General features: G+C 57.6%; 22 protein-coding genes. 12 read left to right on the top strand and 10 right to left on the bottom strand.

Annotated features, from left to right (window positions below):
* Nucleotides 1–170: 170 nt before the first annotated feature.
* From petA to RBB47_RS18470, 7 genes are all read left to right on the top strand, one after another.
* Nucleotides 171–734, top strand: coding sequence for a ubiquinol-cytochrome c reductase iron-sulfur subunit (petA, locus tag RBB47_RS18500; RefSeq protein ID WP_305987355.1), 564 nt, complete (start codon nucleotides 171–173; stop codon nucleotides 732–734).
* A gap of 25 nt (nucleotides 735–759) precedes the next feature.
* Nucleotides 760–2,025 carry a cytochrome b/b6 gene (locus tag RBB47_RS18495; protein ID WP_305987353.1) on the top strand — a complete coding sequence of 422 codons (1,266 nt, stop codon included), beginning with the start codon at nucleotides 760–762 and terminating at the stop codon, nucleotides 2,023–2,025.
* A gap of 30 nt (nucleotides 2,026–2,055) precedes the next feature.
* Nucleotides 2,056–2,895, top strand: a complete 840-nt coding sequence (locus RBB47_RS18490) for a cytochrome c1 (protein WP_305987352.1) — start codon at nucleotides 2,056–2,058, stop codon at nucleotides 2,893–2,895.
* A gap of 130 nt (nucleotides 2,896–3,025) precedes the next feature.
* Nucleotides 3,026–3,907, top strand: coding sequence for an S-methyl-5'-thioadenosine phosphorylase (locus tag RBB47_RS18485; RefSeq protein WP_305987351.1), 882 nt, complete (start codon nucleotides 3,026–3,028; stop codon nucleotides 3,905–3,907).
* A gap of 125 nt (nucleotides 3,908–4,032) precedes the next feature.
* Complete coding sequence (locus tag RBB47_RS18480) at nucleotides 4,033–4,581, top strand: adenine phosphoribosyltransferase (protein WP_305987350.1); 549 nt, start codon at nucleotides 4,033–4,035, stop codon at nucleotides 4,579–4,581.
* 6 nt (nucleotides 4,582–4,587) lie between these two features.
* Nucleotides 4,588–5,250 carry a 5,6-dimethylbenzimidazole synthase gene (bluB, locus tag RBB47_RS18475; RefSeq protein WP_305987349.1) on the top strand — a complete coding sequence of 221 codons (663 nt, stop codon included), beginning with the start codon at nucleotides 4,588–4,590 and terminating at the stop codon, nucleotides 5,248–5,250.
* 10 nt (nucleotides 5,251–5,260) lie between these two features.
* Nucleotides 5,261–5,740 (top strand): GNAT family N-acetyltransferase, encoded by a 480-nt coding sequence (locus RBB47_RS18470; RefSeq protein ID WP_305987348.1) that lies wholly within the window; start codon nucleotides 5,261–5,263, stop codon nucleotides 5,738–5,740.
* A gap of 25 nt (nucleotides 5,741–5,765) precedes the next feature.
* Here RBB47_RS18470 and RBB47_RS18465 read toward each other — a convergent pair whose 3' ends face one another.
* The 3 genes from RBB47_RS18465 to RBB47_RS18455 all read right to left on the bottom strand — a co-directional run bounded on the left by RBB47_RS18465 (nucleotide 5,766) and on the right by RBB47_RS18455 (nucleotide 7,735).
* Nucleotides 5,766–6,245, bottom strand: a complete 480-nt coding sequence (locus RBB47_RS18465) for a MaoC family dehydratase (RefSeq protein WP_305987347.1) — start codon at nucleotides 6,243–6,245, stop codon at nucleotides 5,766–5,768.
* Complete coding sequence (locus RBB47_RS18460; protein ID WP_305987346.1) at nucleotides 6,242–6,700, bottom strand: MaoC family dehydratase; 459 nt, start codon at nucleotides 6,698–6,700, stop codon at nucleotides 6,242–6,244. The genes RBB47_RS18465 and RBB47_RS18460 overlap by 4 nt, the downstream gene beginning before the upstream one ends.
* Nucleotides 6,701–6,847: 147 nt before the next feature.
* Nucleotides 6,848–7,735: an NAD(P)-dependent oxidoreductase gene (locus tag RBB47_RS18455; protein WP_305987345.1), complete on the bottom strand. Its 888-nt coding sequence runs from the start codon at nucleotides 7,733–7,735 to the stop codon at nucleotides 6,848–6,850.
* Between the two features lie 153 nt (nucleotides 7,736–7,888).
* Here RBB47_RS18455 and RBB47_RS18450 point away from each other — a divergent pair, with 153 nt between their 5' ends.
* Nucleotides 7,889–8,788 carry a GyrI-like domain-containing protein gene (locus RBB47_RS18450; RefSeq protein WP_305987344.1) on the top strand — a complete coding sequence of 300 codons (900 nt, stop codon included), beginning with the start codon at nucleotides 7,889–7,891 and terminating at the stop codon, nucleotides 8,786–8,788.
* 2 nt (nucleotides 8,789–8,790) lie between these two features.
* Here RBB47_RS18450 and RBB47_RS18445 read toward each other — a convergent pair whose 3' ends face one another.
* From RBB47_RS18445 to RBB47_RS18435, 3 genes are all read right to left on the bottom strand, one after another.
* Complete coding sequence (locus RBB47_RS18445; RefSeq protein WP_305987343.1) at nucleotides 8,791–10,572, bottom strand: SLC13 family permease; 1,782 nt, start codon at nucleotides 10,570–10,572, stop codon at nucleotides 8,791–8,793.
* A 154-nt stretch (nucleotides 10,573–10,726) separates the two neighbouring features.
* On the bottom strand, nucleotides 10,727–10,948 hold the full coding sequence (locus RBB47_RS18440) for a hypothetical protein (protein WP_305987342.1): 222 nt from the start codon (nucleotides 10,946–10,948) through the stop codon (nucleotides 10,727–10,729).
* Nucleotides 10,949–11,022: 74 nt separating this feature from the next.
* On the bottom strand, nucleotides 11,023–11,340 hold the full coding sequence (locus RBB47_RS18435) for a PepSY domain-containing protein (protein WP_305987341.1): 318 nt from the start codon (nucleotides 11,338–11,340) through the stop codon (nucleotides 11,023–11,025).
* A 194-nt stretch (nucleotides 11,341–11,534) separates the two neighbouring features.
* On the opposite strand from RBB47_RS18435, the gene RBB47_RS18430 reads away from it, so the two are divergent.
* From RBB47_RS18430 to RBB47_RS18415, 4 genes are all read left to right on the top strand, one after another.
* A complete protein-coding gene (locus RBB47_RS18430) occupies nucleotides 11,535–12,212 on the top strand; it encodes a response regulator transcription factor (protein WP_305987340.1) in 678 nt (225 codons plus the stop codon).
* A 40-nt stretch (nucleotides 12,213–12,252) separates the two neighbouring features.
* On the top strand, nucleotides 12,253–13,593 hold the full coding sequence (locus tag RBB47_RS18425) for a HAMP domain-containing sensor histidine kinase (protein ID WP_305987339.1): 1,341 nt from the start codon (nucleotides 12,253–12,255) through the stop codon (nucleotides 13,591–13,593).
* Nucleotides 13,594–13,714: 121 nt separating this feature from the next.
* Nucleotides 13,715–13,876, top strand: coding sequence for a hypothetical protein (locus RBB47_RS18420; RefSeq protein WP_305987338.1), 162 nt, complete (start codon nucleotides 13,715–13,717; stop codon nucleotides 13,874–13,876).
* Between the two features lie 159 nt (nucleotides 13,877–14,035).
* A complete protein-coding gene (locus RBB47_RS18415) occupies nucleotides 14,036–14,200 on the top strand; it encodes a hypothetical protein (RefSeq protein ID WP_305987337.1) in 165 nt (54 codons plus the stop codon).
* A 134-nt stretch (nucleotides 14,201–14,334) separates the two neighbouring features.
* Here the strand turns inward: RBB47_RS18415 and ychF are convergent, their stop codons facing one another.
* From ychF to RBB47_RS18395, 4 genes are all read right to left on the bottom strand, one after another.
* On the bottom strand, nucleotides 14,335–15,435 hold the full coding sequence (ychF, locus tag RBB47_RS18410; RefSeq protein ID WP_305987335.1) for a redox-regulated ATPase YchF: 1,101 nt from the start codon (nucleotides 15,433–15,435) through the stop codon (nucleotides 14,335–14,337).
* Between the two features lie 178 nt (nucleotides 15,436–15,613).
* On the bottom strand, nucleotides 15,614–16,642 hold the full coding sequence (locus tag RBB47_RS18405; RefSeq protein WP_305987334.1) for a ribonuclease T: 1,029 nt from the start codon (nucleotides 16,640–16,642) through the stop codon (nucleotides 15,614–15,616).
* A 123-nt stretch (nucleotides 16,643–16,765) separates the two neighbouring features.
* On the bottom strand, nucleotides 16,766–17,506 hold the full coding sequence (pth, locus tag RBB47_RS18400) for an aminoacyl-tRNA hydrolase (protein WP_305987333.1): 741 nt from the start codon (nucleotides 17,504–17,506) through the stop codon (nucleotides 16,766–16,768).
* Between the two features lie 104 nt (nucleotides 17,507–17,610).
* On the bottom strand, nucleotides 17,611–18,258 hold the full coding sequence (locus tag RBB47_RS18395; protein WP_305987332.1) for a 50S ribosomal protein L25/general stress protein Ctc: 648 nt from the start codon (nucleotides 18,256–18,258) through the stop codon (nucleotides 17,611–17,613).
* Between the last annotated feature and the right edge of the window lie 64 nt (nucleotides 18,259–18,322).

The following is an 18,322-nucleotide window of genomic DNA, read 5'->3' as shown; positions in this document are numbered from 1 at the left end:
GACAAGCGTATCGAAGGGTGCAAAAAGACAAGCCGCTTGGCCGATGCGGGCAACTGCCGCACCCGGCCACCGTTGAGCCCGGCATGGTTCCGGCTATCCTTTCTGGCAAAGGGTGGCCCGGACATGATGCGGGCTTTCGGTACAGGTAGATTTTTGAAGGGGACGCGACCTTGGCACACAACACGGATCCGGAAGAACCGAACCGCCGTGACTTTCTCTACATTGCGACCGGTGCAATGGGCGTTGTGGGCGCCGGCGCTTTGGTATGGCCGTTCATTGACCAGATGAACCCGGATGCTTCCGCTCTCGCGCTGGCATCGATTGAAGTTGATGTGTCTGCCGTGGAAGAGGGGCAGTCGATCACAGTCAAATGGCGCGGTAAGCCGGTGTTCATCCGCAACCGCACCGAAACGGAAGTCCAGGAAGCGGCGGGTGTGCCGCTTTCGGACCTGCCGGACAAACTGGCCCGGAACGCAAACCTGCCAGCCAACGCGGAAGCGACGGATCCTAACCGCGGCGTCAAGGACAAGGAAAACTGGCTTGTCCAGATCGGCATCTGTACGCACCTCGGCTGTGTACCGATTGGCGACGCGGGCGAGTTCGGTGGCTGGTTCTGCCCCTGCCATGGCTCCCACTACGACACTGCCGGCCGCATTCGCAAAGGCCCGGCTCCCGAGAATTTGCTGATTCCGCCGCTCGAGTTCGTGAGTGACTCGACGATCAAGATCGGCTAACGGCAAAAATTTTTAGGAGACAGCCATGGCTGGACATTCAAACTACGTTCCGCAGAGCGCTGCGGCCAAGTGGCTCGAAAGCCGCCTGCCGGTTATTTCGCTCATGCGCGGTTCCTTCGTGGATTTTCCGACGCCGAAAAACCTGAATTACTGGTGGACCTTCGGCGGAATTCTGTTCTTCGTTCTGATCGCGCAGATCCTCACCGGCATCGTTCTGGTGATGCATTACACGCCGAGCACGGACGCAGCCTTCGACAGTGTCGAGCACATCATGCGCGATGTGAACTTCGGCTGGCTGCTGCGGTATCTGCACTCGAACGGCGCGTCGATGTTCTTCATCGCCGTCTACATTCACATCTTCCGCGGACTTTACTACGGCTCCTACAAGGCGCCGCGCGAGATTTCGTGGATCCTCGGCGTGATCATCTTCCTGATCATGATGGGCACCGCCTTCATGGGCTACGTTCTGCCCTGGGGTCAGATGTCTTTCTGGGGTGCGACGGTTATCACGAACCTCTTCTCAGCCATTCCGCTGGTGGGTGAGGCCATCGTGACGTGGCTGTGGGGCGGCTTTGCAGTCGACAATCCGACGCTGAACCGGTTCTTCTCGTTGCACTACCTGCTGCCGTTCATGATCTTCGGTGTTGTCATCCTGCACGTGTGGGCGTTCCACACCACGGGCAACAACAACCCGACGGGTGTTCAGCCCAAGACGAAGCAGGACACGCTGCCGTTCCACCCTTACTACACGATGAAAGACCTGTTCGCGATTGTCGTGTTCATGATCTTCTTCTCGTGGTTCGCGTTCTATCTGCCGAACTATCTGGGTCATGCGGACAACTACATTGAAGCCGATCCGCTCGTGACGCCGGCGCATATCGTTCCTGAATGGTACTTCCTGCCGTTCTATGCGATCCTGCGTGCCGTTCCGGACAAGCTTGGCGGCGTCGTTCTGATGTTCGGTGCGATTGCGGTTCTGTTCATCCTGCCGTGGCTGGACACCTCCAAGGTTCGGTCCGGGGCTTACCGCCCGCTGTTCAAGCAGTTCTTCTGGATCTTCGCCATCGTCTGTGTTGCGCTTGGGTATCTTGGCGCCATGCCTGCAGAGGGCATCTACGTGACGCTCTCCCGCATCTTTACCGCCTACTACTTTGCGCACTTCCTGATCATCCTGCCGATGCTCGGGTTCCTCGAAAAACCGTTGCCCTTGCCTGCGTCGATTTCAGAATCGGTGCTGAAGGGCGGCTCTGGCACACCGGCCGGCGCAGCTGCCGCACCGGACACGAAGTAACGCGAACCGGATCAGGAGTTATTTGAGACAATGAGCACCATGATCAAAATGGTTCGTTCCCTTGTCGCGGTGGCAACTCTTGCCATCGCAACACCCGCAGTCGCTGCTGGCGCCAAGATCGAGATCGACTATCAGAAGTGGTCGTTTGCAGGGCCGTTCGGTTTCTATGACCGGGCTCAGCTGCAACGCGGCTTCAAGGTCTATCGTGAAAACTGTTCGGCATGTCACGGTCTGAGACTGGTTGCCTTCCGCAACCTTGCCGAAGATGGCGGCCCGAGCTTTACCGAAGACGAAGCCAAGCAGATCGCTTCCGAATACACCGTCATCGACGGTCCGGATGATTTCGGCGAGATGTATGAACGTCCGGCGATCCTGGCCGATCGTTTCCCGTCTCCTTTCCCGAACCAGCAAGCAGCACGTGCAGCCAATAACGGTGCCTATCCGCCCGACTTTTCGCTGCTCGCGAAGGCGCGTGCGGCACAGCGCGGGTTCCCCGGGTTCGTGTTCGATATCTTCACGCAGTACCAGGAAAATGGACCTGACTATATCTACTCGTTGCTGACAGGCTACGAGGAAGACCCGGAAGGGATCACGGTCCCGGATGGTCAGTACTACAACCATTCCTTCCTGGCCGGGCAGTTCATCTCCATGGCTCCGCCACTCTTTGACGAAGCCGTTGAGTACACCGATGGTACGCCGATGACCGTCGATCAGTATGCGAAGGACGTTTCAGCGTTCATGATGTGGGCCGCCGAGCCGCATCTGGAAGATCGCAAGAAAATTGGCTTCCGCGTGATGATCTTCCTGATCGTGTTCGCAGGCCTGCTTTACTTCACCAAGAAGCAGATCTGGCGGAACGTCGACCACTGATCCGTTCTTACGGAAAAGACTTACAAAGGCGGGCGCTCAGCCCGCCTTTTTTTTAGTTTTGGGCCTATTCAACGCGCGAACCGCTTGATAATCAGCTTCTCGGACTGGATTCTACAGGAGAGACTTGGCAATGGCTGATGCGGTTCTTGGTATTATCGGCGGTTCCGGCATTTACGATCTGCCGGGTCTTGAGAACTCAGAATGGGTCACGGTTGAAAGTCCCTGGGGCGCGCCTTCCGACCAGGTCCGGATTGGCGACATGGACGGCTTGAAGATCGTTTTCCTGCCGCGTCACGGGCGTGGCCACGTCTACTCCCCGACCACCATCAACTACCGCGCCAATATTGACGCCATGAAGCGATGCGGAGTGACAGATCTTCTGTCGGTTTCCGCCTGTGGATCGCTGAAAGAGGAACACGCGCCGGGCACATTCGTTCTTGTCGACCAGTTCATCGACCGGACGTTCGCGCGCGAAAAGAGCTTCTTCGGAACCGGCTGCGTCGCTCATGTTTCCATGGCGACCCCGGTGAGCCCGAAGCTCATTGATGCCGTTGCTGCTGCCGCTGAGGCAGAGGATCTCGCTTATGCCAGGGGCGGGACCTATCTTGCCATGGAAGGCCCGCAATTCTCGTCGCTTGCCGAAAGCCATCTCTACCGCTCCTGGGGCTGCGACGTGATCGGCATGACCAACATGCCGGAAGCCAAGTTGGCCCGCGAGGCGGAGATCTGTTACGCGACCGTTGCCATGGTGACTGACTATGACAGTTGGCACCCGGATCACGGCGAAGTCGACATTCAGGCAATCATCAAGGTTCTGCACGACAATGCTGAAAACGCACAGCGCCTTGTCGCACGGGTCGCGCGCGACCTGCCTCGGGAGCATCAGTCCTGTCCCGCCGGCTCTGACACGGCACTCGAGTTCGCGTTCATGACCGCGCCGGAAAAGAGAGATCCGGCGCTTGTGGCAAAGCTGGATGCGGTTGCCGGCCGGATCCTGAACAAGGCCTCCTGAGGCCGAGAAAAACCAAAGCAGCAATCCTTTAATAGTCGCAAATTCGCTTCGAACCCGCTTGCAAACTTGGTATAAGCGTCGGTCGGGGCATGCGCCGGAAAGATCAGCCGAAGAAAGAGAGCTCGATGACCGAACAGACGATCCAGGATGAATTGGTCGACTCGATCCGCACGATCAGGGACTATCCGAAAGAAGGTATTCTGTTTCGGGACATCACGACACTTCTGGGCAACGCGCGCGCCTTCCGGCGGGCCGTTGATGCACTTGTGCAGCCCTGGGCGGGATCGAAGGTCGACCAGATTGCCGGGATTGAGGCGAGGGGGTTCATTCTGGGCGGCGCGGTTGCGCACCAGCTTTCGGCTGGTTTTGTCCCGATCCGCAAAAAAGGCAAGCTTCCGCATGAGACTGTCCGCATTGCCTATTCGCTGGAATATGGTCTGGACGAGATGGAAATGCACAAGGATGCCATCCAGCGGGGCGACCGCGTTATCCTGGTGGATGACCTGATCGCCACCGGCGGCACAGCGGAGGCAGCCTGCAAGCTGCTGAAATCCATGGGTGCGAATATCGAGGCGGCGTGCTTCATCGTCGATCTGCCGGACCTCGGTGGCCGCAAAAAGCTGGAAGAGCTGAATGTTCCCGTGCGCACGCTGGTGGAATTTCCCGGGCACTGACCAGTCATGGATCAGGACGTGGGCGGGGCGGTCGGGAGACCGGAATTTTCAGATCAATTCCAGCGAGAGTTTGAAACGCTGCTGAAGTGGCGCCGGGACGTGCGCCGCTTTCGAACCGTTCCGTTGCCGGACGGCGTACTGAACCATCTTCTCACGCTGGCGGACCTTGCCCCGTCTGTCGGTAACAGTCAGCCCTGGCGCATCGTTGTTGTCGACAGCCCGGAAAAACGTGCGAACGTCATTGCCTCCTTCGAGGCTGAAAATGATGCGGCTGCCAGACAATATGAACCTGAGAAAGCCCGGCATTACCGCGAGCTGAAACTCTCCGGTCTCAGGAACGCGCCAATCCACCTGGCGGTGTTCAGCGATGAGGATCCTGCCCAGGGGGCGGGCCTTGGCCGGGCAACCATGCCGGAGACGCTCGCCTATTCAACCGTCAGCATGATCCATACTTTCTGGCTTGCCGCCAGGACCGAAGGGATTGGCGTCGGCTGGGTTTCAATCCTCGATCCGGCGGCGGTGTCCGACATCCTTCAGGTTGACGGCAACTGGCGCCTCGTGGCTTATCTATGCGTCGGCTATCCTGAAGAAGACCATATCGACCCGGAACTGGAACGCGCGCGATGGCAGGCGCGCAGTCCTCTTGAAACGCGGTTATTCCGACGTTAGGAGCTCCGAAATGCCTGTAATCATTCGCCCTACGGAAGACAGAGACTATGAGGCTGTGCGTCAGCTTCTGACTGACCGCTGGACTGCTCCGGAAATCATGCTCGACAATGAAATGTTCGACGCGTCGCGCCTCCCGGGCTACGTCGCTTTCGACGGAGAAGAGCTGGTGGGCATGGTCACCCTGATCAAGCGAGAGCAGGAATGGGAAATCCTGACGCTCGACTCAATCAACCGCTGGGGCGGTGTTGGCAGTCAGCTTCTCGATGCGGTGGTGACGGAAGCGCGCTCCAAAGGTTTGCCGCGATTGACGGTGAGAACCTCCAACGACAATCTCGATGCATTCCGTTTCTACCAGCGCCGGGGCTTCCGTTTTGAGCGTATCCGGCAGGGGATCATCGACCAGGAGCGCGAGAGAAAGCCCGGCATTCCCCTGCGTGGCGACTACGGTATCGAAATCCGCGACGAAGTTTTGTTTGCGCGGGCCTTGTAGCCCGCGGCCAGCCCTTCAGACTGGTCTATTTGGACCGCCGTTCGACAAATACGTTGGCCTTGAACGAAAATACCAGCGTGCCGTCCTGGTTGTGTGCCTTCATGTCCGAATGGACGATGCCCCATTCTGGCCGGCTGCGGCTTTCCGTCTTGCCGGTTACTGTCCGCGTGTAGGTGAGGGTGTCGCCCACATAGACCGGCTTGATCCATTTCAGGTCGTCAAAGCCAGGCGAGGGGCCGATACGGGCGGCAAGAACTCCTGCCTCGCGCGCTTCTGACTGCTGAGCGGTCATTTTTGTGACGAACAGTTTCATGAAGACTGATGCCGTATGCCATCCGGAGGCGCATAAGCGGCCGAAATGGGTTTTTGCAGCACCTTCTTCGCTCAAATGAAAGGGCTGCGGGTCGTATTTTTCGGCGAAGCGGATGATCTCGTCTTTCTGGAACGTGTAAGTGCCAAGATCCATGGTCTCGCCGACGGTGATGTCGTCGAAAAAGGCGATCATGCGCTTGGCTCCCGTTTTTCGAAAAGAACGGGGTTTTCCCACATGATGACTTCCTTGCCGTCCTGATTGTCGGCGCGGATGCGAATGAAAACCATTCCGAGATCCGGTTTGGAGCGCAGCTCCTTCGTTCCGATGATTTCAGCACTTGCGGTCAATCTGTCGCCAGGAAAAACCGGTTGTTTCCATTTCAAGGTGCTGATGCCCGGTGATCCGCTGCCTGTGCTCTTGTTGAAAAGATTGGTGGCAAGAAGGCTCATGACCAGGCTGGCCGTTTGCCAACCCGACGCGGCCAGGCCGCCGAGCATCGAGGCCTTGCCGGCTTCCTCGCTTAAGTGAAAGGGTTGCGGATCGAATTCAGTGGCGAATTCAATGATGTCTTCTTTGCTCACATCGATTGACCCGAGCGCGATCGTCAATCCTGGTGTGAAATCCTCAAAAAAAATCGGTGCCGTCATGGATGTGTGCTGCATTGTGCGGGATGGGAAGGCCGATGGACCGGCCTTCAGTGAAGGGTCTCTGCTGTCTGTCGTAGCATGACCGGGGGGCCTTCTGAAAGACACGAGACGTCGACCGAAATGCGCCGGGACGCATCTGCAAGAGTGTCAGGTCTTTACGTATTTCCGCCAATTATGCTCTTCCTTGAACTCGAGCACCTCCCGGATCTTCCGGTTTGAAAACAGGGCCTCATGTTCACCGAGCTCCCGGCTGAGCGGAACACCGGGGAAGAAGCGCCGAAGGATCTCCGGATTGGGAATGTCGACCGAATTCGTGTCATTGCCCGCATTGAAGACCTGGAATCCGAGTCCGTCCTTTTTCAGGCACAGATCGACAATCTGGCCAAGGTCCCTGGCATCGATGTAACAGAAGATGTTGCGGCGGCGCTGAGCGGGGTTTTCGAAGAAATCCGGAAAGCGGTCATATTCGTGCGGCTCGATGACATTGCCGATCCTGAGCGCATAGATGTCGAAACCGGACCGGCGCTGGAAAGACCGCGCCGTCTGTTCGTTGACGACCTTGGAGAGGCCGTAACTGTCCATCGGATTGACATCGTCATCCTCTTCCACAGGCAGAGACTTCGGGTCGACGGTGCCATCGGCAAAGCATACGCCGTAAGTGGTTTCCGACGACGCAATGACGATCTTGCGAATGCCGAGCTTCACCGCTGCTTCGATGACATTGTAGGTCCCGATTGCGTTGACCTCGAAAGTCTTGTTGTCCGGATGGATCAGGATGCGCGGGATGGCGGCGAAGTGAACGATGGCGTCGAATGCGGGGACACCCTTGCCCGGTTCCAGCTCGTCAAAGTTGGCGTAGCTGGTCATGACGTTGAACATTTCGCCGGACCTGGTGATGTCCGCCGTCAGATTGTCGACACCCGGATGGTCGAGCGGGGTGAGGTCGACATTCACCACCCGATGGCCCCTGTTCAGGAGATAGGGGATCACGTGTTTTCCCGCTTTTCCGGATCCACCGGTGAACAGAATTCGCATTGCTTCTTCCTTGTCAGACTTTCCGCGTGCCCGTTGATGCGATGAGACCATATGCGAGGTCCCCGGAGGGACAAAGAGCCTCCTGATCACAAGTCAGCAAGATTTGTCAGATGGGGCGGTGCTAGGGTCCCTTCACCAATCAAGGGCACACCGATGACACAGCACGAGAAACACACAATTTCATCCAAAGATGACGGCTATTTGCGTCGCTTTACCAGAGTAATCGAATACATCTACGCGCATCTTGACGAAGATCCGGATTTGACCGTGCTTGCGGAAGTTGCCGCGCTTTCGCCGTGGCACTGGCATCGTGTGTGGCAATCGGCTTATGGCGAATCCATCGTGGCCACCGTCAAGCGGCTCAGACTGCACCGGGCCTCCGCGGACCTGACCTATTCCAAAATGCCGGTTGCAGAGATTGCAACACGCGCCGGCTACAGCACGCTGGAAGCATTCAGCCGCAGTTTCAAGAAAGTTTACGGCCAATCTCCCTCGGCCTATCGCGAGGCAGGTGTGGAAGGCCGTCTTCAGCCCGCTCATGGCGGTGCTCCCGTTCCACGTACAAGAGGATCTCTTCTCATGCATCAGGTTGAAATCAAATCCATTCCCACCGAAACCCTCGCCATTATCCCGCACAAAGGGCCCTATATGGAGATTGGAAAAGCGTTTGAAAAAGCCATTGGCGTGCTGGTGAGCCGCAATCTTCTGGGGCAGGCAGGCGCCATGAAAGGGCTCTACTATTCCGACCCGACACATGTCCCGGAAGACGAGTTGCAGTCGGCTGCCGGTGTTGCGGTGTCAGAAGGCTTCCCCATCGAGGCCCCGCTCGAAGCGGTCGAGACCTTCGGCGGTGACTATGCCGTTTTGCACTACAAGGGCCCCTATGCGGACATGAAGTGGGCCTATGAATGGCTTTACGGTGAGTGGCTCACCCAGTCGGGCCGGGAGCCGGCAGACGCGCCGTGCATGGAAGTCTATCTCAACAACCCGCGCGACACCGCACCTGCAGATCTCCTGACAGACATCTGCCTGCCGCTCAAGCCGGCTGCCTGACCTCAGGAGGACAAGGGCCAGAACACCAGAATTGCCGGAATGGAGACTGCCAGCACCAGGATTTCCAGGGGAAGACCGATGCGCCAGTAGTCTCCAAACCGGTAGCCGCCAGGACCCATGATGATAGTGTTGTTCTTGTGGCCGATCGGGGTCAGGAACGCACAGGACGCAGCGACAGCCACAGCCATCAGGAAGGGATCCGGATTGACGCCGAGGGTGCCGGCGATCTGAACGGAAATCGGCGCGGCAATGAGACAGGTCGCAACATTGTTCAAGAAATCTGAAAGCGTCATGGTCACGATCATCAAAACGGTGAGCGTGACCCAGGCGGGCGCTCCGGCCGTCAACGCGACAATCCCGTCAGCGATGAGCTGCGCATTTCCGGCGTTTTCGAATGCCTGTCCGAGCGGGATCAGCGACCCCAGCAGCACGATCACTTTCCATTCCACCGAATTGTAGACTTCAGAGCCGCTGACCAGTCCCGTGGCGGCATAAAGAACGACACATGCCGCCAGGGCGACGGGCAGGTAGGCAAGGCCCGCGACTGCCACCGCAATGGCCAGAATGAAGCCGGCGATCGCGAGCCAGGCCTTGTTGCGCTGGATCATGCCTGTCTGTCGCCCCTGCAACGGCAAGACGCCGAGCCAGGAACATGCGTTTTCCAGCCGTTCGGGTGTACCGATCATAAGCAGCACATCACCGGCCCGGATGGTTTCATGCCGGACCCTCTTTTGGATGCGCCGTCCTTCACGCGAGATGCCGAGCAGTGTGACACCGTGGCCGTAAAGCAGCCGCATGTTGAAGGCCGATGTTCCGGTGATGCGGGCGCTGTCCGGGGCAATTGCCTCAACCAGCGCAAGTGCGGAGCCGCCCAGGCCGCCCTTGTGCCGTTCGGAACCGGCAAAGTCGAGCTTGGCAGCCCCCATGAAGCTTTCAATCGCCTTCGGGTCGCCTTCGACGACAAGAAAGTCGCCGCCCTTGATCGGTTCCCGTCTGGCAAAACCCTTGATGCGCCGGCCGTTCCGAATGAGACCGATGATCACCACATCCTTGTCTTCGGCAACCGGATAAAGATCACCGACGGAAACCGGATTGTGTTCGCTGACCTTGCTGACTTTCAGCTCTGCCGAATAAAGGCTTTCGGCGAAACCTTCTTCCTTGGGCTTATCCCGGAAATGGGCCGGCAGCAGCCGCCAGCCAAACAGAGCAACAAACGCGATGCCGCACACGGCCACGGTCAACCCGACCGGCGCAAAGTCGAACATGGAAAAGGGACTGCCGAGTGCGTCGGAGCGGTATTCGGCAATCACGATGTTGGGCGGGGTTCCGATAAGGGTGATCATGCCGCCGAGGATTGTCGCAAAGGAAAGCGGCATCAGGGACAGGCCAGGGGATCTTCCCGCCTTCTTGGCGGCTTCCAGATCCAGTGGCATGAGGAGCGCGAGTGCGGCGACGTTGTTGATGATGCCGGATAGTCCGGCGCCGACGACCGACATCAGTGTGATGTGACCCGAGAGCGCTCGGGAGGCGGACAGAAGCCGGTTCGCGATCAGCTCAACGGCACCTGAATTCATCAGGCCCTTGGAGACGATCAGGACAAGGGCAATGATGATGACGGCGGCATGGCCGAAGCCGGAGAAAATCTGGTCCGATGGCACAAGGCCGAGGAAAGCACCGACAATCAGGGCGGCGAAGGCGACGAGATCAAAACGGATGCGGCCCCAGACCAGAAGCCCGAAGACAATTCCGAAAAGAACAAACAAAGCAATTTGGTCAAAAGTCACTGGGAAGCCGGCCTGTGCGGACGAAAATCACTACCGCAGTGTTTTAGGCTGATTTCCGAAGATTCGCCAGAGAACGAGCCCTGAAGTTGCTCCTGCCCGGACTAATGCCGGGCCGAGCACTCGTTTGTTCAGGTCTTGGGCGCCGTATTTCGGATCAGGCGGACACGGCCTCCCGGTCGGCATTCGGGGACATTCGTCCGATCAAGACTGCCGTTGTCATTGCGACGGCGCCGACCCCCAGAACTGCGAGCCCAAGCGTGGCGAACGCCGACAAAACCAGGCAGCCGGCGACCAGCGCGAAGAAGCCGGCGATCGCAGCGCCAAAGCGACGAATTCCCTGTTTGCAAGTGGCACCAATTGACTTCAGATGGTTCATTCCAGTCTCCATGTTCAGAATTGTCGGGGAAAATCGGGTGGCGGGACAGTGCCCGCCACATCACGAAGGCGTTGTCAGCTTTTGTCGTCGTCGTCATCGTCCAGCTCGGTCGAGATGACGTCGCCGGTCGCTGCATCGATCAGAACTTCAACTTCTCCGGCCGCGGACCTGATTTCGACTTCAAAGACTGCCTTGCCGTCTTCCCGCTCCAGTTCGATGGCTTCAATTGTGCCGTCTTGTGCCTTCAGAGCGATTTCAGAAACCTGTTCGATCGACAGGTCGGACTTCAAGGGAGCGCTTTCAGTGGTGCCCTGCGCTGCAATTGCGAGCGACGTTCCGGTCAATCCAACGGCGATGACGCTGGCGGCGATGATTTTGGCGGTGGTTTTCATAATTGTTTCCTCTTGGCTGTTGCCCGGTGGCCTCTGCCGTCCGGTGAGCAAGAGATAGGCGGTTCGGTTTACCTGCCTCTGGCGCGAAATTTACATTTTTGTAAAGAAACGCGTTTTCGTTTCCAGAAGACGAAACGGCCCTGTACAGCTAAGCGGACAAACCGCCATGCGGGACGGAAAACCTGGTACGTGCGATGAAAATACTGCTGCTGGAAGACGACGAGGGAATTGGGGAGTGGGTGCATTCCAGTCTGAGCGACGCCGGGCACGTGGTCGATTGGATAGCCAACGGCCGGGACGCTCTGGTGAGTGCAACCACGGGCGAGTACGACGTCATCGTTCTTGACCGAATGACACCCGACCTTGACGGGCTCTCCGTCCTGAAGGCGATCCGGGCGTCCAAGAACGCGACGCCAGTGCTGTTTCTGACGGCGATGGAAGCGGTTGAAGACCGCGTCGAGGGACTGGAAGCAGGAGCCGATGACTATCTGACCAAACCCTTTGCGTCGAGCGAGTTGCTGGCACGGATCAACGCGCTCGGACGCAGGGGCGCACCAGCCGCGCAGTCAGAACCTGTAAAGCTGGTGTCCGGAGATATGGAACTTGACCTGCTCAAACAGATCTGCACCCGGCAGGGGACGAAGATCGATCTGAATGCCAAGGAGTTCCGGCTCCTTGAAGTCTTCATGCGTAACGAGGGCCGGGTTCTGACACGCGCAATGCTGCTCGAACGCGTCTGGGACATCAATTTCGATCCCACGAGCAGTGTGGTTGAAACCCATATCAGCCGCTTGCGCGCCAAGATCGAGAAACCATTTTCGGACACGCTCATTCGAACGAAGCGTGGCTCCGGATACGTGTTTGAAACCTGACCCTCAACTGGCCCTCGAACGCTGACGGGAGATCGCCTTCGTGTCATTGATAAACCGGATACGTCTTTTGTTGCGCATGTCGGCTCTGCGGCAGGCCGTGCAACTGACATTGGTTTTTCTTTTGATCGTTGTCGTTGCCGGACTGGCCTCGATCCTGTTCGTTGACCGCGAGATAAGCGCTCAAATTGACGCGGAACTTGAGAGCCGCGCGGACGAGATCTCAACCAGCATAGAAACCAACGGCCTGAACCGCGCTCTGTTTTATGAAACGGAAGACCGGTTCGCCATTTATGAGCAAGAACGTGGTCTGTTTCCGAAACCTCTCGGTGCGCGAACGGGATACGACACGGTCAAACTGGATGGCAAAAAACCGAAGGACGATCTGGACGGTGTCTGGCGTGTTTACACTGTCGATGCTGGACGTGGGGTCCTGGTGGTTGGCACGAACCTGGATGACAAGGACGACTACCTTGAGGTTCTGATCAATATCTTTGCCGTCTCGGGCGGCGCGACGCTTGTGGTCATGGTCACGATTGGCGGGTTTCTGGGCTGGCGCGCCCAGAAACGTTTCAGCACGATTTCCGGCGTTCTTGAAAGGGTGGCCGGCGGTGACCTGAGCGCACGGGTCGAGGTTGCCGGTGGGAACGACGACTTTGACCGTCTTGCACGGGATATCAATCGGACGACCGCACGCCTGGAAATACTGCTGAGGCAAACACGGAACCTGACGGCGAATATTGCTCATGATCTCAAAACACCCCTGACGCGCTTGCAGGCGCAGCTAGAAGCCATTGAAAAGACGCCCGGAGACACGGGTGCCGTCGAAAAAGCCCTCGCTCAAACGGATGAAATGATTGCTCTTTTTGAAGCACTGCTGCGCATCGCCGAGCTGGAAACTGGAGAGCATCGGCGGCGCTTTGAAACGCTCAACCTGTCCAGGCTGGCTGAAGAAGCAGGAGAGATCTACCGTGCGGTCGTGGAGGACAGCGGAAGACATTTTGAACTCAAGGCGGGAAAGACGGCCGAGATTGCCGGGGATCGGCGGCTCCTGCTCCAGGCGATTGCGAACCTGATTGAAAACAGCCTGAAACATACCCCTGAAGGGACACGCCTGACACTCGTTGCAAACGCCAACAGCGTTTCGCTCTCTGATAACGGTCCGGGTATTCCCGAGGCTTATCGAGACAGGGTGTTCGAACCGATGTACCGGCTTGAAGAAAGCCGGACAACACCTGGCTCAGGGCTTGGCCTGGCTCTTGTCCGGACGATCGCCACTCTCCACGGGGCACAGATTTACGTCACGGACAATTCCGATGCGGGACCAAAAAACCCGGGCCTCAAGATCGAACTGCGGTTCTCGCCGGGTCAACCGGATCATTGAGTGTTTCTGACCTTCAAGGCGAATCTCTCCTGAACATGTCCAAAGCTTAATCTCTCGGAAATCCGCCGCCCATATTGCCGAACCATATCTCTTTCATGTGCAAACCATGGGAGTGATCAAAATGAAACCAAGCGAATATTCCTACTACGCGCTTGACCGGATGTTGATTGAACGCGAAGCGCAGAAAAAGCACCGGTCGGCGCAAACGCGGAAGGCCGAAAATAGCGACATGTTCAAACTGGGGAACTGGAACCCGTTGACAATGCTGGGTCTGGGCCGCTGACAAAGCTGATGAAAAGAACCCGCCTGTAACGGCGGGTTTTTTCTTGCAGTGGCGGCTTCAAGTTTTTTGCTTTTCTGACCGGATTGTAACCCGCCGGAAAGGCATCGGACATGGCCACTTCCCACCTTTCATTCAGCAACGAATGGAAGGAGTAATGAAATGGAACCTATTGGATACTCATATTACGACATCGACCGCCTGGTGAAGGAATACAACGGTCAGCGGTCTGAACCGACAGAGAAACACGGATCGGTGAGAGCCGCAAAATGGCAGGACCAGAAAGGTCCGAACCCGCTCATGCTGATGGGCCTCGATAGAAGCTGAAGAAAACCCCGTTGGGAAACCATCGGGGTTTTCCTTGTTCTAATGGGGGCGACAGTCGCGGACGCGCAAAAAACCAATCAAGCCTGCAAGCGCCCAAAGACCGGACCGCCGAGGTTGCCGTCCAGTGCCGCGACTTAGGTGTTGAACTTGAACAGAAGCACGTCGCCGTCCTTGACAATGTACTCCTTGCCCTCGTCGCGCGCCTTGCCTGCGTCCTTGGCCGCGTTTTCACCGCCAAGAGACACATAATCATCATAGGCGATTGTCTGGGCCCGGATGAAGCCGCGTTCAAAATCCGTGTGGATCACTCCGGCGGCACCGGGTGCCTTCGTTCCCTCGGTAATCGTCCAGGCACGGGTCTCCTTCGGACCGGCGGTGAAGTAAGTGATCAGACCGAGGAGATCGTAGCCGGCGCGGATCATGCGATCGAGGCCCGGTTCTTCAAGACCGATCGTCTCCAGGAATTCGTCCTGCTCTTCCTTGTCGAGTTGCGAGATCTCCGCTTCGATTGCGGCGGAAATGACAACGGCAGCAGCGCCTTCCTTTGCGGCCATTTCAGCGACTTTCTGCGACAGGGCATTGCCGTCAGCAGCAGAGGCTTCGTCCACGTTACAGACGTAAAGGACCGGTTTGGACGTCAGAAGGTTCAGGCCCTTCAGCATCCTGGCTTCCTCGGCATCTGCCGTTTCCAGAAGGCGGGCCGGTTTGCCGTCCTGCAGCAGAGCGAGAGCGGCCTCCATGAGCGGCAGAACCGCCTTGGCCTCCTTGTCGCCACCGGTCGCCTTTTTCTTTAGAGGCGCAATGCGGCGCTCAAGGCTTTCCATATCGGCGACCATGAGTTCGGTCTCGACCGTCTCGGCATCTGCGAGCGGATCGATCGTGCCGTCGACATGGGTAATGTCGTCATCCTCGAAGCAGCGCAGCACATGGGCGATGGCGTCGACTTCACGGATATTTGCGAGAAACTGGTTGCCAAGACCTTCGCCCTTGGAGGCTCCGCGGACGAGGCCTGCAATGTCCACGAAGGTGATCCGTGTTGGGATGACTTCCTTGGACGCGGCAATGTCGCGAATTGCATAAAGACGCGGATCGGGAACGGCGACTTCGCCGGTATTCGGTTCGATCGTGCAAAACGGATAGTTGGCGGCCTGGGCCGCTGCGGTTTTGGTGAGCGCGTTGAAAAGCGTGGACTTGCCGACATTCGGCAGTCCAACAATGCCGCACTGGAATCCCATGGGAGATTGCTTTCGGTTCGTGTCTGAAACTGTCGCAGCGCTACATGCCCGAGCGCGGTCGGCAGGTCAAGACTTGGCCGATGTCCTCGGCTTCATTTATGGGTCCGTACCCTAACGGTGTGCGGAGCGTTTTTCCGCCGCTCCGCATGTCCTTCCTGTGGAGGTCCGTCTACGAGGACTATTGTAGCCCGGTCGGATCGACAACGCCGCGTTTGCAGCCCATGCCGGTCGGATCCGCTGCGCGCATCAGTTCGCCGAGATCGGAGTCCAGCCTGATTGTTCCGAAAAGGCTGAGCCAGATTTCGTTGATCAGCGTCCGGCCTGAATCCGACTTACACTTGATAAGAACGCGCTCACCGCTGCCGCTGCCAAAGCTGGTGTCGAAAGCGGCCCTGATTTCCGCGCCGGTGATTTCCTTGCCGACATTGTTGAAGAAAAGGTCACCCACGGCAGAGCCGTTGACGAGACCGGTCAGGTACAGCGTGTCATCATAATATTCGTCCGCGCCGCCTGCACCAAAGTAGCAGGTGCCGTGCTTGATCCACTCGTGGTGATGCAGAAAGCTGGCAAAGCCGGGCATGGCCGCTTCCAGCGCGTCGGCGGTTTCCGTATCGATTTCGGGGGCGGGCAGGCGGTGCCAATTGTCGGGCTTGTCCAGATTGCGGATGTTGTTCGGAACGCCGCAATAGTCGTTGCCCTTGGGCTGCGGCCACAGTCCGTGGATCGAAAGCTGCCGGGTCGTGTGGGGCAGGTGGCCGTCATTGAGGTCCCGGCATTCTTTCTTGCCTGGCCGTGTTTCGCAAAAGGCGGGTTGCCAGCTCAGCGTGAGCAGGTTGTCGATGGATTCCGTGCCTGTCTGATCAATGACGACATCATCGGTGACCGTGTCATTTACGTCGGTCCCGCTCGTCCTTGTGTCAGCCGCCACAACGTGAAGGCCACAGGAGGTGCTGACCCAGCGGGACTCCGTCACCGGTGCGCCGTCGACCGTGACCTGGAAATAGTCGCCGCCCTCCTTGTTGATGCCGAGCATCTCATAAGCCATGCGGGGCAGTGTGGTGATATCGCCCGGATTGGTCTGTTTGTTCTTGCTCTGGAAAGCTTCACAGGTCTTTTCGGCAATGAAATACCCGTCAAGCTTGACGAAAGCAGAAGCGGGCGCCGCAAAAGTCATTGAAATTGCAGCAATAAAAAAAGATCTAAACATAAAAAATCTCCCGATAAAAATATGCAGGGAGCTTTAGATTGCGGCAGCGCCGTGTCGATTTTGTGACGCGAATCACACTTTTTATTCGCGTATAAGTAGAATCAAGGAGTGCGCCGACGGTTGCTATTTGCCGCCCAGGAGCTTCTTGAGCATATCCGCCATGGGACCGGATTTCGGAAGATCGACAGGTTTTTTCTGACGCGCCTGGCGGATATGACTTTGCCCCTTCGGTTTCGAAGATTTGGGCGTTTCAGATCCGGACTTGGCAGCCGTGTCCTTCCGCTGTGCCTTTTCCGGTTCCAGGGCGAGCGTCAGCTTGTTGGCAAACTGGCTGTCTTTTCCCTCCGCGAGCAGGTCCGCGAAGTCAGCAATATTCGACAGAAGCGGGTCAAGCCAGTCGCTGTCTCGTTTCGCAAAGTCGCCGAGCACGTAGTTCGACACAAGCTTCTTGTCTCCCGGATGACCAATGCCGAGACGAAGCCTGCGATAGTCAGGCCCGATGTGGGCGCTGATCGACCTCAAGCCATTATGTCCGCCATGTCCTCCGCCTTTTTTCATGCGGAACTTTGCCGGCGGCAGGTCGAGTTCGTCATAAAGAACGACGATGTCTTCCGGTTCGAGCTTGAAGAACCGCATGGCCTCGCCAACGGAACGGCCGGATTCATTCATGTAGGTCGACGGCTTGAGCAGAAGGACCTTCTCGGACCCCAGACGTCCCTCGGACACCTGGCCCTGGAAACGGGCGCGCCAAGGCTGAAATCCGGAATGGCGCCGATGGATTTCGTCGACGGCCATGAAGCCGATATTGTGCCGATGACCGGCATATTTGGCTCCGGGATTGCCGAGACCGACGATCAGTTTCATCACGCACCTTCAAGATCATGCTTGAAACGAAAAAGCAGCCGATGCCGGCTGCTTTGGATTGGAGGCGGAAACCGCCTCCAGTCATTCTATCACAGAAGCAAAGCTTATTCGCTTTCTTCTTCTTCTGCCGCTGCTGTCGCTTCTTCCGCTTCGCCTTCAACGGCTTCGTCGTCTTCTTCTTTCATGACTGCCGGTGCAGCGATCGTCGCGATCGTGAAATCACGATCCGTAATCGTCGGCTGGCAGCCTTCCGGCAGCGTGACGGCGGAAATGTGCAGGCTGTCGCCCAGATCGGCATTGGCCAGATCGAGTTCCAGACCTTCTGGAATGGAATCGGCCGGAACAGTCATCTCAACAGTGTGACGGACGATGTTCAGAACGCCGCCCTTCTTGAGGCCCGGGCTGTCGTCTTCGTTGAGGAATTGAACCGGAATTTCGACCGTGAGGGTCGCACCCTTGGCAACGCGCAGGAAGTCGACATGAAGAACGTCATCGCGCACCGGGTGCAGCTGATAGTCCTTCGCAATTACCTGGTGCTTTTCGCCATCGATGTTGATGATGCCGATCTGTGCAGTGAAACCGCCCTTGTGCAGGGTGATCGTGGTTTCTTTCACCGGAATGGTGATCGGCAGGGCCGGTTTTTTGTCGCCGTAGATTACGGCAGGTAGAAGGCCTTCGCGACGCAGTGCCCGTGCGGCCCCCTTGCCCACCCGGTCCCGTGCCGACGCCTTCAGCTCATAGCTGGCAGCCATGGGAAACTCCTTGAGTGTATGATAACGGACCGGCGAACCACCGTGTCAGGATGACTTGAGTTGT

The organism is Roseibium sp. MMSF_3544 (genome assembly GCF_030732845.1).
Taxonomy (GTDB): domain Bacteria; phylum Pseudomonadota; class Alphaproteobacteria; order Rhizobiales; family Stappiaceae; genus Roseibium.
This window is presented reverse-complemented; position numbering and strand designations above follow the sequence as displayed.

Bases quoted from the DNA above. Each gene is read 5' to 3' on its own strand.
- RBB47_RS18495 (WP_305987353.1), top strand. From the start codon at position 760: ATGGCTGGACATTCAAACTACGTTCCGCAGAGCGCTGCGGCCAAGTGG.
- RBB47_RS18490 (WP_305987352.1), top strand. From the start codon at position 2,056: ATGAGCACCATGATCAAAATGGTTCGTTCCCTTGTCGCGGTGGCAACT.
- RBB47_RS18485 (WP_305987351.1), top strand. From the start codon at position 3,026: ATGGCTGATGCGGTTCTTGGTATTATCGGCGGTTCCGGCATTTACGAT.
- RBB47_RS18480 (WP_305987350.1), top strand. From the start codon at position 4,033: ATGACCGAACAGACGATCCAGGATGAATTGGTCGACTCGATCCGCACG.
- bluB (WP_305987349.1), top strand. From the start codon at position 4,588: ATGGATCAGGACGTGGGCGGGGCGGTCGGGAGACCGGAATTTTCAGAT.
- RBB47_RS18470 (WP_305987348.1), top strand. From the start codon at position 5,261: ATGCCTGTAATCATTCGCCCTACGGAAGACAGAGACTATGAGGCTGTG.
- RBB47_RS18465 (WP_305987347.1), bottom strand. From the start codon at position 6,245: ATGATCGCCTTTTTCGACGACATCACCGTCGGCGAGACCATGGATCTT.
- RBB47_RS18460 (WP_305987346.1), bottom strand. From the start codon at position 6,700: ATGACGGCACCGATTTTTTTTGAGGATTTCACACCAGGATTGACGATC.
- RBB47_RS18455 (WP_305987345.1), bottom strand. From the start codon at position 7,735: ATGCGAATTCTGTTCACCGGTGGATCCGGAAAAGCGGGAAAACACGTG.
- RBB47_RS18450 (WP_305987344.1), top strand. From the start codon at position 7,889: ATGACACAGCACGAGAAACACACAATTTCATCCAAAGATGACGGCTAT.
- RBB47_RS18440 (WP_305987342.1), bottom strand. From the start codon at position 10,948: ATGAACCATCTGAAGTCAATTGGTGCCACTTGCAAACAGGGAATTCGT.
- RBB47_RS18435 (WP_305987341.1), bottom strand. From the start codon at position 11,340: ATGAAAACCACCGCCAAAATCATCGCCGCCAGCGTCATCGCCGTTGGA.
- RBB47_RS18430 (WP_305987340.1), top strand. From the start codon at position 11,535: ATGAAAATACTGCTGCTGGAAGACGACGAGGGAATTGGGGAGTGGGTG.
- RBB47_RS18420 (WP_305987338.1), top strand. From the start codon at position 13,715: ATGAAACCAAGCGAATATTCCTACTACGCGCTTGACCGGATGTTGATT.
- RBB47_RS18415 (WP_305987337.1), top strand. From the start codon at position 14,036: ATGGAACCTATTGGATACTCATATTACGACATCGACCGCCTGGTGAAG.
- ychF (WP_305987335.1), bottom strand. From the start codon at position 15,435: ATGGGATTCCAGTGCGGCATTGTTGGACTGCCGAATGTCGGCAAGTCC.
- RBB47_RS18405 (WP_305987334.1), bottom strand. From the start codon at position 16,642: ATGTTTAGATCTTTTTTTATTGCTGCAATTTCAATGACTTTTGCGGCG.
- pth (WP_305987333.1), bottom strand. From the start codon at position 17,506: ATGAAACTGATCGTCGGTCTCGGCAATCCCGGAGCCAAATATGCCGGT.
- RBB47_RS18395 (WP_305987332.1), bottom strand. From the start codon at position 18,258: ATGGCTGCCAGCTATGAGCTGAAGGCGTCGGCACGGGACCGGGTGGGC.